This window comes from Paenibacillus sp. YAE3 (genome assembly GCF_057546105.1).
Genome location: NZ_BAAIYF010000006.1, coordinates 1 through 15,573 on the forward strand (window position 1 = coordinate 1; position 15,573 = coordinate 15,573).

Consider the following 15,573-nt stretch of genomic DNA (forward strand, 5'->3'; position numbering starts at 1 on the left):
GATTGCTCCGTCTTTCATTACCGCTCCATGCGAAGCGATAAATTATCCGGTATTAGCTACCGTTTCCGGTAGTTATCCCGGTCTTACGGGCAGGTTGCCTACGTGTTACTCACCCGTCCGCCGCTAACCATCAGAGGAGCAAGCTCCTCATCAAGTCCGCTCGACTTGCATGTATTAGGCACGCCGCCAGCGTTCGTCCTGAGCCAGGATCAAACTCTCCAAGAAAGTTGGAAGAATCTGCTCACCCGAAGGAGAGTAGCATTCCAACAAAAAGTTTGTAGCTCATTTTGAATCTGACGAGAATTTAATTCTCATTTGTGCTCCGCAAATCATCCAGCCATAGACTTGGACCGATTTGCTTCGCGATCGGCTTTGCAAGCAAAGCCTGTATCTCACTCGTTGTTCAGTTTTCAAAGATCAAACATTTCGTTTTCTTCGCCGCCGTTGTGTTCAGCAGCAACTTTTATAATATATCATGGTTTCTCGAGATTTGCAAGCTTTTTTTTCGAAAACTTTTAATCTCTCAATTCCACTCGGCTTTTCATAGATTTCTTGGCCGGAATAATAATATAACATACTTCTATTATTTTTGACAAGTGTTTTTTTGAATAAACCATTTCCAAATTATAAAAGCCTATAGCGGATCAACTGAATAGCCATTCTGTCTCCTCCTCTATTGGCCCAATGCCGGTTGGTAAGAGAGATGTTCATTTTAAGGCCTGCATCTAAGGAGCAGACGAACGCGCAAAACAAAATGCTCATCGATCTATCAACCATCAATACAAAAAAAGAGCCGGACATCCATGTCCGGCCGTCATCTCTGCGGATTCCTCATCCTTTGATCCAAGGATTTTTGCGTTTGGAAGATACGTTTTGTTTTTTGGATTTGTTCGGAATGGATTTATCGCGAGGCACCGTCGTGCTTCTTTTGCTGCTGTTTAACGTCTTGGCGGTTTTGGCGGGTTCGGCATCCGTTTGTCCCGAGTCCTCTTCTGCCTCAAAAGCCGGGTTTGGCGCCTGAACCGAATTTACCTCCGCGGAAGGCGCGGATTGAGGCTCCGTTTGCTGTAAAGGGGAGGCATACGTCTGGGTGCGGTTCCATATCGGATATTCCGTTCCACCAAATCCGGGGTACGGCATGTTCGGATTATGATAAGGCATATTCGCATTTGCATCATGATAAGGCATATTGGGATCGTGGAAAGGCATATTTGGATCATGGAAAGGCATATTCGGTCCATGGCCATGAACGCCCAACGGCGCATTCGGGCCCGCTCCGTATCCGCCTACCAGCGGCACAGGCGCCGGATAGGGATAACACCATGGCGGAAGCATGAAATGCGGATAGCAATAAGGATCGTAAGCTTGCGGCTCCACATAAGCCGGTTCAGGCGCATGATACACGGGAGCCGTTCCGGAGCAACCGCATGGATTAGACGCATAAACGGGTTCATAATAGGCCGGCGCCACCTGGTCATGATGATACGGCTGATTCGGTTGATAACTTACGGGAGATTGCGTATTGGGCTCGAAAGCGACCGGCGAAACTTGATTTTCCCAATGATGATCAAAGTGTCCGTTAGGATGTTGCATGGACGGGCTCACCCAGGATTGGTTAGGCGCATAGTGGTCTTCGGCCCCCTCCACAATCCCCGGGTATTTCGAAGATTTCCCATGGTAAGGCATGTCGTCGTAAGTATGCACGGCCTGAACCTCATCGTCGTAAGGCGTCGGATAATAAGCACCTGCTTCATGAACTGCCGTCGGGAACTGCATAAACGGATGATGGGCTCCGCCGAAATAAGGATCTCCTCCGCAGCCGCACGGCTCTTCCGCAACAGGTTTGAGGCCTGTCGGCTTTTTCTCGGAAAAGGGCATAATATTCGGAGTCGCGTTCGGTTCAACCATTTCCGGCATGATGTTTGGCGTCACGTTCGGCATGACATTGGGCATCACGTTTGGCATCGTCATTTCGGGCATTACGTTAGGCATTACGTTTGGCATTACATTCGGCATGGTCATTTCAGGCATCACATTGGGTTTTACGTTCGGAACGGTTGCCTCAGGCATGATATTCGGGGTTACGTTTTCCGGCATCACGTTCGGAATGACGTTGGGGGCCGTCAATTCAGGCATCACGTTGGAAACGTTCGGCATGATATTAGGAACATTCGGCATCACGTTCGGGAGTTCCGGCATCAGATTGGGGAGCGGTACGCTAGGCAGTTCGGATAGCTGCTGGGGCTGCGTCGGCTTCGGAGCCGTCGTTTCGGCTTTAGGGGCAGTGATTTCTTCTTTCGGACCGGTAAAAGCCTTTCCGCCAGGTTGGAGTTTCTCATGCTGCACATTGGCATGTTCGTTGGCGTTGGAGCCTGGATTCGGGTGATCGTTCGTTCCCGGGTTGCCTTTTGTTTTCGGAATATTCACCACTTCGCCCACGAGCAGTGCATTCGGATTTTTGAGCTGGGGATTGGCGTCGATCATTTCCTTCAAGGAAACGCCCCAAGCCTTCGACAGCTTCCACAGCGTGTCTCCTTGCTTCACGACATGTTTATGGATGATTTGATCTTGGCTTGGCACCTGCACCGGTTTTGCGGGAATTTTCACCTTTTGCCCGACCTGCAGCTGATTCGGGTCCGCAATTTGCGGATTGGCGTCGATGATTTTTTCCAGGGGAATGTCGTACTTTTTGGAAAGCTCATATAAAGTGTCGCCACTTTTTACGATGTGTATCTTCACGCGGCAAATACCTCCTAAACTCTAATAGGCGCATGAATCGTCCGCCCTTCGTTACTACATCTTATGCAGAGGATGGGCGAATGACATCCCCAACGACAAAAAAATCCTTCCATGAGCTTGTCATGAAAGGATTTTTTGCGAACGGGCGCGCATAAACCGGGCGCCGGACGACTATTCCCACACTTTGTAGCCGTCTTGAGTCACCGCTTTGCGGAACTCTTCGAGCAGCTTCAGCGTAATCGGACCTGCTTCGCCGTTGCCGATGATCCGTCCGTCGATTTCGCGGGCTGCGATCACTTCTGCGGCCGTACCCGTGAAAAAGACTTCATCGGCGATGTATACGTCATGCATCGTAAACGGCTCTTCCTTCAGCTTGTAGCCGAGCTTTTCGCACAATTCGATAATCGCCATGCGCGTGATGCCTTCGAGTGCCCCGAGGTAGCAAGGCGGAGTGTAAACGACCCCTCGTTTGACGATAAAAATGTTGTCGCCGGAGCCTTCGGTCACGTAACCTTGCGCGTTCATCATGATCGCTTCGTCCGCTTCCGCCAGGTTCGACTGGATTTTCACCAAAATATTGTTCAGGTAGTTCAAGGATTTGATCTTCGGATTCAAAGCGTCCGGCAAATTGCGGCGCGTCGATACCGACACGGCACGCAGGCCCTTTTTGTAGGCTTCTTCCGAATAGATCGCAAGCTGTTCCACGATGATGAGCACCGTCGGTTTCGGGCAGCGTCTCGGATCAAGGCCCAAATTGCCTGCTCCGCGGGAAACGACGAGGCGGATGTATCCGTTTCTCATGTCGTTGCGGCGGATCGTTTCCGCCATCGCTTCGCGCATTTCCTCGAACGTCAGCGGAATGTTGAGATCGATCGATTTTGCGGAATCGTACAGACGCTCCAAGTGTTCATCGCATTTAAAAATATTGCCTTCATAGATGCGGATGCCCTCAAATATACCGTCGCCATACAAAAAACCATGGTCGAACACCGATACCTTCGCGTTTTCTTTGGTGACGAATTCACCATCCAAATAGATCCACTGCTCTGACATAAACTACAGCACCTCCGATATTAATTCCTGATACGTATAGCTTGGATAGGAACCGAGCACGCGCACCTGGCAGCCCAAAGCCTCGATCTCTCCGATCGCCGCCGTCAGCAGCACGGATTCCACCGATTCAAGAACATCGATATAAAAATAATAACTTCCGAGCTTTTTCTTCGTCGGACGGGATTCGATGCGGGACAGGTTCAGCCGTCTCCATGCGAAAGCCGCGAGAACCTGATGCAGCGCACCGGCAAAATCCTCCGGAAGCGTGACCAGAATGCTCGTTTTCATCTGCTTGACGGGCTTCGGCAGCTTGTCGAGCGCTTCTTTGCCGATCAAAATGAACCGCGTGTAATTGTTGTCATGGTCCGTTACCCGTTCCGCCAAAACGTCCAGCTTGTGCGTCGCGGCTCCAAGTTTGGTGCCGATGGCCGCCAGCCCCTGTCCCGGATTGCTTTTGACGATCCCGATCGCTTCCGTCGTGCTCCCCGCATTGACCAGTTCCGCCTGGGGCGTATGCTTGCGGATGAACTGCTGGCACTGGGCCGTCGCCACGGGATGGGACAAAATCTTTTGAATGCGCGCAAAGTCCAGTTCCCCGGATTCCGCAAGGAACTCCTCCCGGTCTCCGACCAGGTTTTGAATCGACGGATAGACCCATTCGACCTGCATCGGAATGTCCACTTCGTTGACGAGCCAATCCATGTGAAGGCTGACCGATCCTTCGATCGTATTTTCGATGGGAATGACGCTGTAATCCGTTTTTCCATGGACCGTCGACAAAAACACGTCGGAGATCAGCTTGTGGTACACGAGTTCCGCCGGTTCGCCCCCAAGCAGCTGCGCAACGGCCTCGTGCGACACCGATCCTTCAGGCAATAATGCTATTCGCTTCATGCGTTTACTTCCCCTTCTATCATGTCCATAAATGAGCCTGTCGACATGCTGCCGATCAGACGGGCACCTTCGCGGTCGGGAACCAGCCATCGTGCAGATGCGCAGATGCCCTCGGCCTTCATCGTATTCAGGAGATAAGACTCCAGTTCCTTTTTCCGCAGCGAATGGCGATCGACGAGCGCAAGCAGCGTCGGGCCAGCCCCGCTGAGCGCGATGCCCAAAGCGCCGTGCTCCACGGCCCGCTCCAAGATTTCGGCCATCCCCGGGACGAGCCCCGCCCGGTACGGCTGATGAAGGCGGTCGGACATCGCCCGGCCGATCAGGTCGAGCCTGCCCTGGGCCAAAGCGGCCACCAGCAGCGAAGACCTGCTGATATTGTAGACCGCATCCTTCCGGCCGATCTTTTCGGGAAGCACTTTTCTCGCCTCGGACGTCTTCAATTGAAAATCCGGAATGACGACGAGGACCTCCAGATCCTCATGCGGCTCCATCCGGACGTAATCGGCATGTTCGCCGTCCCAAACCGCCGTAATGAACCCGCCGAATAGCGACGCTCCGACATTGTCCGGATGATCCTCGATCGCCGTCGCCATATCCAGAAGCCTTGCGTCCGGCAATGGCGATCCGATCAAGGCATTCGCGGCATAAAGCGCGCCGACGATGGCGGATGCGCTGCTGCCGAGCCCCCGGGTCAGCGGAATGTCCGAATACATCGATATTTCCAGCTCGGGCAAATGGACGCCCGCTTCGCGGAACACCATTTGGGCGACCTGATAGACGAGATTGTTTTTATCCGTCGGGATCCCTTCCATTTCGTTACCGTACAACCGAATCGCCGTTTCGTCCGCTTCCTTCATCCCGATCCATGCGTACAATGACAAGGCCATGCCCAACGTGTCAAACCCCGGACCGAGATTTGCGGTGCTGGCAGGAATCCTTACGTATACGCCTTCCGGTCTGATCATGCCGTAGCCTCTTCCAGCTTCGCGATGGCTTCCATGACGGCTTCTTCGGTGTCGGGCACAACAAGCGGATCGGCGTTGACGGTTTGGAGGGCGACGTTCGGATCTTTCAGGCCGTTGCCTGTCAGGACGCAGACGACGGTTTCGCCGCCTTGGAAATATCCTTCCCGTTTCAGCTTCAGCACGCCGGCTACCGATGCGGCGGATGCCGGTTCGGCAAATACGCCTTCGCGGGAGGCGATCAGACGGTAAGCTTCCAAAATTTCGTCGTCCGTCACGTAGTTGATTTGTCCGCCGGATTCTTCCGCCGCGGCGACCGCCGTTTTCCAGCTTGCCGGGTTGCCGATCCGGATCGCCGTCGCGATCGTTTCCGGCTCGAGAATCGCTTCGCCCTTCACGATCGCCATGGCGCCTTCCGCTTCGAAACCGACCATTTTCGGCAGGGAGGACGCTTTGCCTGCGGCATGGTATTCTTTGAACCCTTTCCAATAAGCCGAAATGTTGCCCGCGTTGCCGACGGGAATGGCCAGCACGTCAGGCGCTTTCCCGAGCTGGTCGACCACCTCGAACGCAGCCGTTTTCTGCCCTTCGATGCGGTACGGGTTCACCGAGTTGACGAGCGTGATCGGATGTTTGGCCGTAATTTCGCGCACGATTTCCAGCGCGCGGTCGAAGTTGCCCTCGATGGCGATGACCTTCGCCCCGTAAATCATCGCCTGCGCCAGTTTGCCCAGGGCGATGTTGTTGTTCGGAATGAGCACGATGCAGTTGAGCCCGGCGCGAGCGGCGTATGCTGCCGCAGCCGCGGACGTATTGCCGGTCGAGGCGCACATGATGGTGCGGCTGCCCTCTTCCACCGCCTTGGCAACGGCCATGACCATGCCGCGGTCCTTAAACGAGCCGGTAGGGTTCAAGCCTTCGTATTTGAAATGCAGATCCAGCCCGAGCTCCTCCGACAGATTCACCGCGCGGATGAGCGGCGTGTTGCCTTCCTTCAGCGTAAGCAACGGCGTGTTTTCATTGACGGGCAGGTATGGTTTGTACGTTTGAAGCAGTCCTTGGTATGACATTTTGGTATGGCTCCTTTGTTCTTTGTTCAGGATTTTTGCGAAAAATCCTTTATATATAAGCGGATCATGAAGCGCTGGTACGAATGCCGCGGAAGGTTTTACCCTTCCACGCGGTACACGCTTTTGATCTTGCGGATGACGTCAAGTCCTTCAAAATGCTGAAGCACCTTGTCCATGCTTGCTTTGCTGGCATTGTGGGTAACGATAATGATTTCCGCTTCCGGGTTCAGTTCGTTCGGCTGCTGGACCACGGACTCCAAGCTGACGCCGAACTCCGCGAATACTTGGGTGATTTTCGCCAGCACGCCGGCTTTGTCGTCCACATGAAGCAGAATGAAATTTTTGAATGCGATTTGCTCATCGCTTTTCAGCTTTTTCGGTTTGTACGGCACGATCGCTTTCAGGCCGTTGACGCCAAGCTTCAGGTTTTTGATCACGGCCACCAAATCCGCCACGACGGAAGTCGCCGTCGGCATTTCTCCCGCGCCGGCCCCGTAAAACATCGTCTCGCCCACGGCTTCGCCGTAAACGTACACCGCGTTAAACACGCCGCCCACGGATGCAATGGGATGTCCCTTCCGAACCATCGTCGGCTGTACGCTGATGCTTACATGATCGTCTTCCCGGTCGGCGATGCCGAGCAATTTCATTTCGTATCCCAGCCGTTTTGCGTATGCGATGTCTTCCTTCGAGACCTGGGAAATTCCGCGCACGCTGACGTCTTTCAGCTCCACGTTGGTACGGAAGCCAAGCGTTCCCAGGATGGCCATCTTGCGGGCCGCGTCCAAGCCTTCCACGTCCGAGGTCGGATCCGCTTCCGCGTACCCGAGCTTCTGCGCTTCTTCCAGCACGGCTTCGTAGGATGCCCCTTCCTGGCTCATTTTCGATAAAATAAAGTTCGTCGTTCCGTTTACGATCCCCATAATCTTCAGAATGCGGTCGGACGAAAAACCTTCGATCAGCGTCCGGATAATCGGAATGCCCCCGGCAACGCTGGCTTCATAAAACACGTCGCACTGCTTTTCCTGGGCCTTGGCCAAAATCTCCGAGCCGTGAAGCGCCATCAGATCCTTGTTGGCCGTGACGATATGCTTGCCGCGGTCCAAAGCTTCGAGGATGTAATCCTTCGTATGATCGATGCCTCCCATGACCTCCACGACGACGTCGATTTCGGGGTCCCGGATCACCTCCCATGGATCTTCGGTCAGCTTGTTTTTGTCCACGGTAATGCTGCGGGTTTTGTCGCTGTTTTTTACGGCGATTTTTTCAATGATGATCGGGGAACCCACCTGACTGCTCAAATCCTCTTGATGGCCCTCCACGATTCTGACGACGCCCGTCCCCACGGTGCCGAGACCCAATAAACCCACTTTAACCGGCTTCATTCCCTCTCCTCCTGTTACATGCGTGCATTTCTTTTTTTACTGTTAACCTAGGTTTTTGCATGTCAAGCGACGTTCCATTTAGGCGAATCCGAAAATCAGCCTTGACCGATCAGGTTCGCGCGTTTAACGCCGGCGCAGTCCCGCAAGCTTTCGAGCAAATCCCCGAGCTCTTCGCTAATGCGGGAAACCTCGACGGAAATGACGACGTTGGCGATTCCCTGCAGCGGGATGCTCTGGTTGATCGTCAAGACGTTACCGCCAAAACCCGCCACGAGGCTCAGCACCTTCGACAACATCCCGGAGCGGTGCTCCATGTCCATCGAGATCGTTACGATCCGCTCCCTTTCCAGCTGGTTGATCATGTGGATGCCGTCCTTGTATTTGTAAAATGCGCTGCGGCTCATGCCGACCTGCTCCACAGCCTCATGCACCGTCTTTGCGTCGCCGGCGGCAAGGAGCTGCTTTACCTGCATCGTTTTGACCACCGCTTCAGGCAAAATATCTTCCCGGACCAAATAATAGCGTTCTTTCACGAACGTCCTCTCCTCAAAGACTGATGTATTCATATAGTGGACATTATAAAGAATTGCATTCAGAGGGTCAATAGATTTGCGCCTTTTTGTCCAGAAGAATACAATAATAGCGCTTACTTGGCAAGAAGGATGTTTTATGTACCCCGATCGCGGTAACACTCGGGTATGAAAAAAGCCGCTCAAGAGCGCGTCGCGCGCCCTTTAACGGCTTTGGTTCGAAATTGTCCCAGGCAGCCCCGGGGGCCGCCCATCTGTTGCGGAGTCCGCCTTTAATAGTAGCTGCTGCCTTCGACGAATTCGAATTCGAAATCGGCGATCCGGACGATCGTCCCTTCCACCGCTCCGCGTTTGCGCAGCTCGTCGTCGATGCCCATATGGCGCATCGTCCGGGCAAGCTTCAGAATCGCCTCATGCGAATTCATCTGCAGCCGCTTCAGCATGCGTTCGATTTTTTCGCTGTGAACGACAAAGGCTTCGTTATCCCGCGTAATCGTAAACGCGTTGTCGTCGTCTTTCCTGTTCAGCTTGTACACTTTTCTTTCGGCCGTCTCGGCGACTTCCTCGACGTGAACCTCCTGCGGGATCGCATCCAGGATATCGGCCGCCCGGTAAAGAAGCTCCTGCACCCCTTGACGGGTCAAGGAAGAGATCGGCATGATTTCGATGTCCGGTCTCAGCTTGCCCACCTGCTCGCGGAAGTTTTTCAGGTTGGCCTCCGCATCCGGCATGTCCATTTTGTTCGCGGCGACGATTTGCGGCCGTTCGGCCAGGGTCGCGTTGTACAGCTTCAACTCGTCGTTGATTTTCACCCAATCCTCAAACGGGTCGCGCCCTTCGGATCCCGCCATGTCCACCACATGGATGATGATCCGCGTACGTTCCACATGGCGCAAAAACTCATGCCCCAGTCCGACGCCTTGGTGAGCGCCTTCGATCAGGCCCGGCAAGTCCGCCATCACGAAACTGCGGCCGTCGCCGACCTCCACCATCCCGAGATTCGGCGTGATCGTCGTAAAATGGTATGCGCCGATTTTCGGCTGGGCAGCGGATACGACGGAAAGCAGCGTGGATTTGCCGACGCTCGGAAACCCGACAAGCCCTACGTCGGCCATCACCTTCAGCTCCATCACGAGGTAACGCTCCTCGCCCTCTTCTCCATGCTCGGCAAGCTCCGGAGCCGGATTGTTCGGCGTGGCGAACCGGATGTTGCCCCGTCCGCCCCGCCCGCCGCGGGCTACCACGACTTGCTGCCCATGGCGGACCATGTCGGCGAGCACTTCGCCCGTATCATCATCGATCAGCACGGTCCCCGGAGGGATTCGCACGATCAAATTTTCCGCATTGGCGCCATGCTGGCTTTTGTTCCGTCCTTTTTCCCCGCGTTTGGCCTTGAAATGCCGCTGGTAACGGAAATCCATCAACGTGCGCAAACCTTCGTCGACGCGGAAAATGACGTCCCCGCCCTTTCCGCCGTCACCGCCGGCCGGCCCGCCTTCAGGCACGTATTTCTCCCGGCGGAAAGCGATCAAACCGTCGCCCCCATCGCCGCCTTTTACGTAAACTTTCGCTTTATCTACAAACATGACTTCACCTTCCTCATGACTCACACGGCACGCGTAACAGAAACGAAGCCTGGGAGGGATGAAGCTGCTCCGCTTTCATTCGTTTGCCTTGTACCACATTATAAATTTGCTGCTTCAATAATTCCGGGTCCCCCATGGGGCCTTCTCCTTCAAAACCTACGACGATTTCCGGACCGTTCTGGCGCAGGCTCAGATACAGTTTGCGGGTGTCCGCCCAAGACGCCTTCCCCCCGGCCTGGTAAGCCCGGACGGTCTCCATGATGACGGCCGCCAGATCGGCGCCGTCCCTCGGGCTCAATTTATCGAGCTGAATGTCCTGATCCACGTCGACCTCAAGCTCCAAGTCGCTGTTTTCAGTCCGGAACGACTGCAGAAAGAACACGAGAGACGGGATGCCCAGCTTCGAAATTTTGCTTTCCCGGTTCATCCGTACCTTTATTCTTTCCACACACTCCACAGCTTTATCAATTTTTCCGAGCCGGATATAACCATACAAAATCTGCAGGTCGTTCATCCAATCATGGCGATGGTGGTTCAGCGTCCTTATGGCGCTTTCTTCGAAGCCTCGAAGCAGCGTTTGACGCTCCTCCTCCTGCCTGCGGCTCATGATGACGAAACCTCCGGCCAAAGCCGCAGCCACCCACAACATCAGCACGATGCTCCAGATGAACGACTTGTCCCGCACCACGAAATACAAAGGAACGACTACAGATGCGGCGATTATAGCCAATATGCATTTCCAGGATTTCAAATGGCCTCTCCCCATTCCTGATCACCGATCATCCTTACATCAATTACCAGTATACCACAGCAATCCTCGGTTGTTCATCCACCCGTTCAAAACTTAAACGACCCGACCCGTAAATCCGGAAGGCGTTCCACGCAAATCCGGCCGGCCTTCGCTCCGATGCCGCCGCCTGCCCTTGGCGGAATCGTATAAGGCATAAATCTCAACTGTTAAAAAAAAGCCCTCGGCAAGCACTGCCGAAGGCTCTTCTTGTGTATCAACCCGTGATCCGCGAAGACACTTACGCTTCCACTGCTGCCGCTACCGGAGCAGCATCAACAGGGTAGACGCTCACTTTTTTGCGGTCGCGGCCCCAACGTTCGAATTTCACGACGCCGTCCACTTTTGCAAACAAAGTATCGTCTTTACCGATGCCCACGTTCGTACCAGGATGAATTTTCGTTCCGCGTTGGCGAACCAAGATGCTTCCGCCGGTAACGGTTTGTCCGTCAGCACGCTTTACGCCAAGGCGTTTCGCTTCACTGTCACGTCCGTTTTTCGTGGAACCCACACCTTTTTTCGATGCGAACAATTGAAGATTCAACTTTAACATGTTGTCTACCTCCTTCTTTAATTAGTCACTTCTTTTATTTGAATATACTTCCCGTATGATTCTGCGATCGAATTCAGCATGACGACCATGGACTCGAGCAGCAGCTGCGACCGCGGATCCGTGCCTTGCTCTCCGTCAACCGGAAAATAAGCGCTCAGAAACCCGTCTTTCATTCTGCTGTCCATCACGGTTCCGGTCAGTTCCTCAAGCGAGTTCACGGTTCCGACGGTGACCGCCGATACGCCGGCGCACACGATATCCTCTCCGTGCTTCGCAAAGTTCGCATGACCTTTCACCTCGAAGCCATGGATGCTTCCATCCTTACGTCGTAGTATGCGCACTTGTATCAAAGGAGCGCACCTTCTTACGCTTGGATTTTTTCGATGGTTACTTTAGTGTAAGGTTGACGATGGCCTTGTTTCTTGTGGTAGTTCTTCTTAGGTTTGTATTTGTATACAACAACCTTTTGACCTTTGCCATGTCTCTCCACTTTTGCGGTTACGGATGCGCCGGATACGACTGGCGTACCAGCTACCAAACCGTTGTCACCGGATACAGCCAGAACACGGTCGAAAGTCACGCTTTCGCCGTCGCCTGCATTCAGCTTCTCGATGTACAATACGTCGCCCTCTTGAACTTTGTATTGTTTGCCGCCAGTTTCGATAATTGCGTACATTGCTTGCACCTCCTCATGTCTCAGACTCGCCTGATCCAGGTGGCCTCCCGAAGGCTGCGCTTGTTGACCCGACCGGAGCGGTTACAGCATGTGACAAGCATTTAAGAGAAACACTGGACACATACTCATAGATATTAACATAACAACGGAACCAAGTCAATGGATGCCTAAAAGGCTGATCCGCCCCGTACCGTCGCAGTGGTCGCAAGGCTTCGCCTGAAGCATCGCCGTGTCGTCCCTGACCTTCTTGCGCGTCAATTCAAGCAGGCCGAGCTTGGTCCAGCCGACCACGTGGCTTTTCGTGCGGTCCTTGCTCATGCCGGTTTCAAGCCTGTCCACGACCTCTTGCCGGTGTTTTTCCTGCTCCATGTCGATAAAGTCGACGATGATGATGCCGCCGGCGTCGCGGAGCCGGATCAGCCTGGCAATCTCCTCGGCGGCCTGCAGGTTGATCCTCGTCACCGTATCCTCAAGGCTTTCCCCGCCAGTATATTTGCCCGTATTCACGTCGACGACGGTGAGCGCCTCCGTCTGATCCCATATGATCGAACCGCCGCTTTCCAAAATGACTTTGCGCGAAAAATCCCGCTCGATCTGTTCCTGGATGCCAAACGCTTTAAAAATATGCTCCTGCCCCTGGTACACGTTCACGGGCAAGTGGCTGCCGTGGGCGATTTCCTCCAGGAACGCCTCCGCTTCCTTCGCTTCCTTGGCGTTGTCGATCTGAAGCTGGTCATGCTGCGGGTCAAACACGTCCCGGATAAACCGCTGCACGATGCTCAAATCGCGGTGCAAAAGCGCGGGCGCTGCAGCAGCCTCGGCGCGCTTCTGAATGGCGGCCCACTGCTCGCGCAGCAGGGCAAGATCGCCGGAGATCGCATCCGGATGTTCTTCCTCGGATACCGTCCGCATGATAACGCCTTCGCCCTTCTGCCGGATCTCTTCCCCCAGCATTTTAAGGCGGCTGCGCTCCTGGTCCTTGCTTACCTTTTTCGAAACGGCAACATAGTCCGCATTGGGCATAAAAACAACCCACCGGCCCGGAAGCGAATAATGCGTGGTCACGCGGGGCCCTTTGCTGCCAAGCGGCTCCTTCATCACCTGGACGACGATTTCCTGACCTACCCGCAGCAGCGTCTCGATCGGCGGTTTCTCCTTCGGCTGCTTTTCCAGGTTCGGATGCAGCACGTCATCGACATACAAAAACGCGTTTTTTTTATGCCCGATATCCACAAACGCCGCCTGCATGCCTGGAAGCACATTGACGACGCGTCCTTTATAAAAGCTGCCCACCAGTCCGTGATTTTGGCTGCGTTCGGCCGCAAACTCCACCAGCTTGCCTTCCTCCAAGAGGGCCATCTGCGTCAGTTTCGGTTCACAATGAACAATCATTTGTTTCATGGCTTCACCCCTGCCAGAAGACATTTACATCCCATATTACCATGAAATCTCCTTTTTAGCTCCAAAGCTCTATTTCGGGATTGCCCCCCATTTTAGTCTCGCCGCATGTTTCCAGCAGCCCGACCGGTTCACCTCGGCAGCGTTGGGCGCTCCGTGGCAAAATAAGCCGAAATCAGGCGCTGTTCGGGAAGCATGGCGATCACGCCCCCTTGTTTGTTCATTACATAAACAACATGGTACTTCCCTCTTTTAAATAGACGCAAAATGCTGTCCAAATGTTTCGCCTGATCGGCAATGATCGGCTGGGCAAACCCGCCTTTCCGGGCGGCCGCGTCGTACCCCCTCTCCCGGTTCATGAGAAATCGCGTAAAACGGAAGGGGATATGGCGGTAATCGACCCAATTGGAATAGAGAAGAAATATGCCGATCATCAACAGATTAAGCTGGACCTTCGCTTCGCCCTGCAAAAGCGGAAAAACCGAGACCAGCACAACGGCTGCGCTGCCCGCAAGGCTGATTCGGGAGGACCAGAGCAGCGTTTGGTGATAAGGAAACAGCAGGCTGGCCGCGGCATGCAGGATTTTCCCCCCGTCCAGCGGAAGGATCGGCAGCAGGTTGAAGCCGGCGATCATGGCGTTGCCGTAAACGACATAAGACAAAAAGGCGCCGTTTCCCCAGCCGGCCTCGCGCAGCAGGAGCGCGCCGCCAATCATCGCCGCGTTCATCGCCGGTCCGGCGAGGGCGATGCCGATCTCCTTCCAGGCCGTCAGCTGGCCATGGTCCTCGATTTCGACCACCCCGCCGAACGGAAGCATCTGAACCGAGCGGATGCGGACGCCGCTCAGCAGCGCGGCGGCAAGATGGCCCAGCTCATGGATGAACACGATCGCAAATAAGACGATCAGCTCGAGAAAATGCCCCGTCATGACGGAAAACAGCATCAGAATGACAAAAAAAGGATGCAGCGACAACGTGATGCCCCGGATGTTAATCAATGGGAATCACGTCCGCCGGGTCCACGTAGTCGCCATCCTCCTTCATGGACAAAAACAAGGTCGGCGTCTCCCCTTCCGCTGCGGCCTGCAATTGGCCGATCACGTCCCCGCCTTCGACCCAGTCGTTTTTTTGCAAGCGCGTTTTGGCCAAATGCCCATAGGATACCACCAGCTTGCCGGTATGCTGGATCGTCACGGTGATGCCGGATTCGGCGCTGCCGGAGATGTCGATGACGCGGCCCGTCTCCACGCTTTTGACTTCAAGCGGCAAGCCGGTTCCGTTTTTCGGGGCAATCTCCACGCCCTTCAAGTTCACGGCGAACGATTGGACGATATCGCCTTCCATCGGCGGATACAGCGACTTGGAAGCATTGACTTTAAGCGGCGATGTCTGGTTTTGCTTGAAAATCGGGATAAACGCCGGCGCTTCGCCGAAGTGGGATTCGTACCAGGCTTCGACCGCCTGGAAGTCCATCTCGCGGTTCAGCGACTGCATGACGTAGTCCTGGATTTTCATGCTCCAAGGCTGAGGATATTTGAAAAGGCCCCAGATCAGGCCAAACAAAATCACGCTGAAAAATACGCGCCACATAAAACCGGAAACGAAACGGGATTTATGGTAAGACGGGCCGCCGCCTTTGGCATGCTCTTTTTTCCAGACCTTCTCGGGATCGGGCTCCGGCGCAAGCGGCTCCGGCAGCCGGCCTTTGTTCCATAACGGTTGTTCCTGAACGGGCTGCGGCGACGGGGGGGCCGGTTCCTCGCGAAGCAGAAGATCCCGGATGCGCTCTTCCCTGCGCTGTTTGATGGAAGATTTGATGTCCATGGTTTGCGTTCCCCTTTCGAGGCTTGTTTTTATTCTATTTTATGAGGGGATGTCCCGAATTTAGAACAAGCCTGAAAGCGCGCCGGAAGGGTGCTCCAGTCCTGGGTTCGGCGGCC

Annotated in this window: 15 protein-coding genes, 1 rRNA gene and 1 other annotated feature; all 16 genes read right to left on the bottom strand. The window is 54.4% G+C overall.

All coding sequences use genetic code 11. From position 1 onward, the window contains the following. A 16S ribosomal RNA gene (locus AC27KL_RS12780) occupies positions 1-225 on the bottom strand; the annotation flags it as partial. Positions 226-831: 606 nt separating this feature from the next. After that, on the bottom strand, positions 832-2,739 hold the full coding sequence (locus AC27KL_RS12785) for a LysM peptidoglycan-binding domain-containing protein (RefSeq protein ID WP_487169947.1): 1,908 nt from the start codon (positions 2,737-2,739) through the stop codon (positions 832-834). Positions 2,740-2,910: 171 nt separating this feature from the next. After that, positions 2,911-3,792, bottom strand: coding sequence for a branched-chain-amino-acid transaminase (ilvE, locus tag AC27KL_RS12790; protein WP_036713040.1), 882 nt, complete (start codon positions 3,790-3,792; stop codon positions 2,911-2,913). 3 nt (positions 3,793-3,795) lie between these two features. Continuing rightward, positions 3,796-4,686 carry a prephenate dehydratase gene (gene pheA / locus AC27KL_RS12795; protein WP_487169948.1) on the bottom strand — a complete coding sequence of 297 codons (891 nt, stop codon included), beginning with the start codon at positions 4,684-4,686 and terminating at the stop codon, positions 3,796-3,798. Then, positions 4,683-5,651, bottom strand: coding sequence for a homoserine kinase (gene thrB / locus AC27KL_RS12800; protein WP_487169949.1), 969 nt, complete (start codon positions 5,649-5,651; stop codon positions 4,683-4,685). The genes pheA and thrB overlap by 4 nt, the downstream gene beginning before the upstream one ends. Continuing rightward, entirely contained in the window at positions 5,648-6,718 is a 1,071-nt protein-coding gene (gene thrC, locus AC27KL_RS12805; RefSeq protein ID WP_487169950.1) for a threonine synthase, read from the bottom strand. The genes thrB and thrC overlap by 4 nt, the downstream gene beginning before the upstream one ends. Positions 6,719-6,816: 98 nt before the next feature. Continuing rightward, positions 6,817-8,103 (bottom strand): homoserine dehydrogenase, encoded by a 1,287-nt coding sequence (locus AC27KL_RS12810; protein WP_487169951.1) that lies wholly within the window; start codon positions 8,101-8,103, stop codon positions 6,817-6,819. A gap of 95 nt (positions 8,104-8,198) precedes the next feature. Continuing rightward, positions 8,199-8,636: an ACT domain-containing protein gene (locus AC27KL_RS12815; protein ID WP_036713034.1), complete on the bottom strand. Its 438-nt coding sequence runs from the start codon at positions 8,634-8,636 to the stop codon at positions 8,199-8,201. Positions 8,637-8,905: 269 nt separating this feature from the next. Further along, entirely contained in the window at positions 8,906-10,219 is a 1,314-nt protein-coding gene (gene obgE / locus AC27KL_RS12820) for a GTPase ObgE (RefSeq protein WP_212952631.1), read from the bottom strand. Positions 10,220-10,232: 13 nt separating this feature from the next. Then, positions 10,233-10,970, bottom strand: a complete 738-nt coding sequence (locus tag AC27KL_RS12825; protein WP_339323890.1) for a Spo0B domain-containing protein — start codon at positions 10,968-10,970, stop codon at positions 10,233-10,235. A 277-nt stretch (positions 10,971-11,247) separates the two neighbouring features. Then, entirely contained in the window at positions 11,248-11,559 is a 312-nt protein-coding gene (gene rpmA, locus AC27KL_RS12830; protein WP_036713030.1) for a 50S ribosomal protein L27, read from the bottom strand. 17 nt (positions 11,560-11,576) lie between these two features. Next, positions 11,577-11,909, bottom strand: coding sequence for a ribosomal-processing cysteine protease Prp (locus tag AC27KL_RS12835; RefSeq protein ID WP_036713028.1), 333 nt, complete (start codon positions 11,907-11,909; stop codon positions 11,577-11,579). A gap of 14 nt (positions 11,910-11,923) precedes the next feature. Then, complete coding sequence (gene rplU / locus AC27KL_RS12840) at positions 11,924-12,235, bottom strand: 50S ribosomal protein L21 (protein ID WP_036713027.1); 312 nt, start codon at positions 12,233-12,235, stop codon at positions 11,924-11,926. A 12-nt stretch (positions 12,236-12,247) separates the two neighbouring features. Beyond that, positions 12,248-12,328: a sequence feature (ribosomal protein L21 leader region), on the bottom strand. Between the two features lie 63 nt (positions 12,329-12,391). Next, a complete protein-coding gene (locus AC27KL_RS12845; RefSeq protein ID WP_487169952.1) occupies positions 12,392-13,636 on the bottom strand; it encodes an Rne/Rng family ribonuclease in 1,245 nt (414 codons plus the stop codon). Between the two features lie 128 nt (positions 13,637-13,764). After that, positions 13,765-14,631, bottom strand: coding sequence for a M50 family metallopeptidase (locus tag AC27KL_RS12850; protein WP_487169953.1), 867 nt, complete (start codon positions 14,629-14,631; stop codon positions 13,765-13,767). Then, positions 14,624-15,457, bottom strand: coding sequence for a peptidoglycan DD-metalloendopeptidase family protein (locus AC27KL_RS12855; RefSeq protein ID WP_487169954.1), 834 nt, complete (start codon positions 15,455-15,457; stop codon positions 14,624-14,626). The genes AC27KL_RS12850 and AC27KL_RS12855 overlap by 8 nt, the downstream gene beginning before the upstream one ends. Between the last annotated feature and the right edge of the window lie 116 nt (positions 15,458-15,573).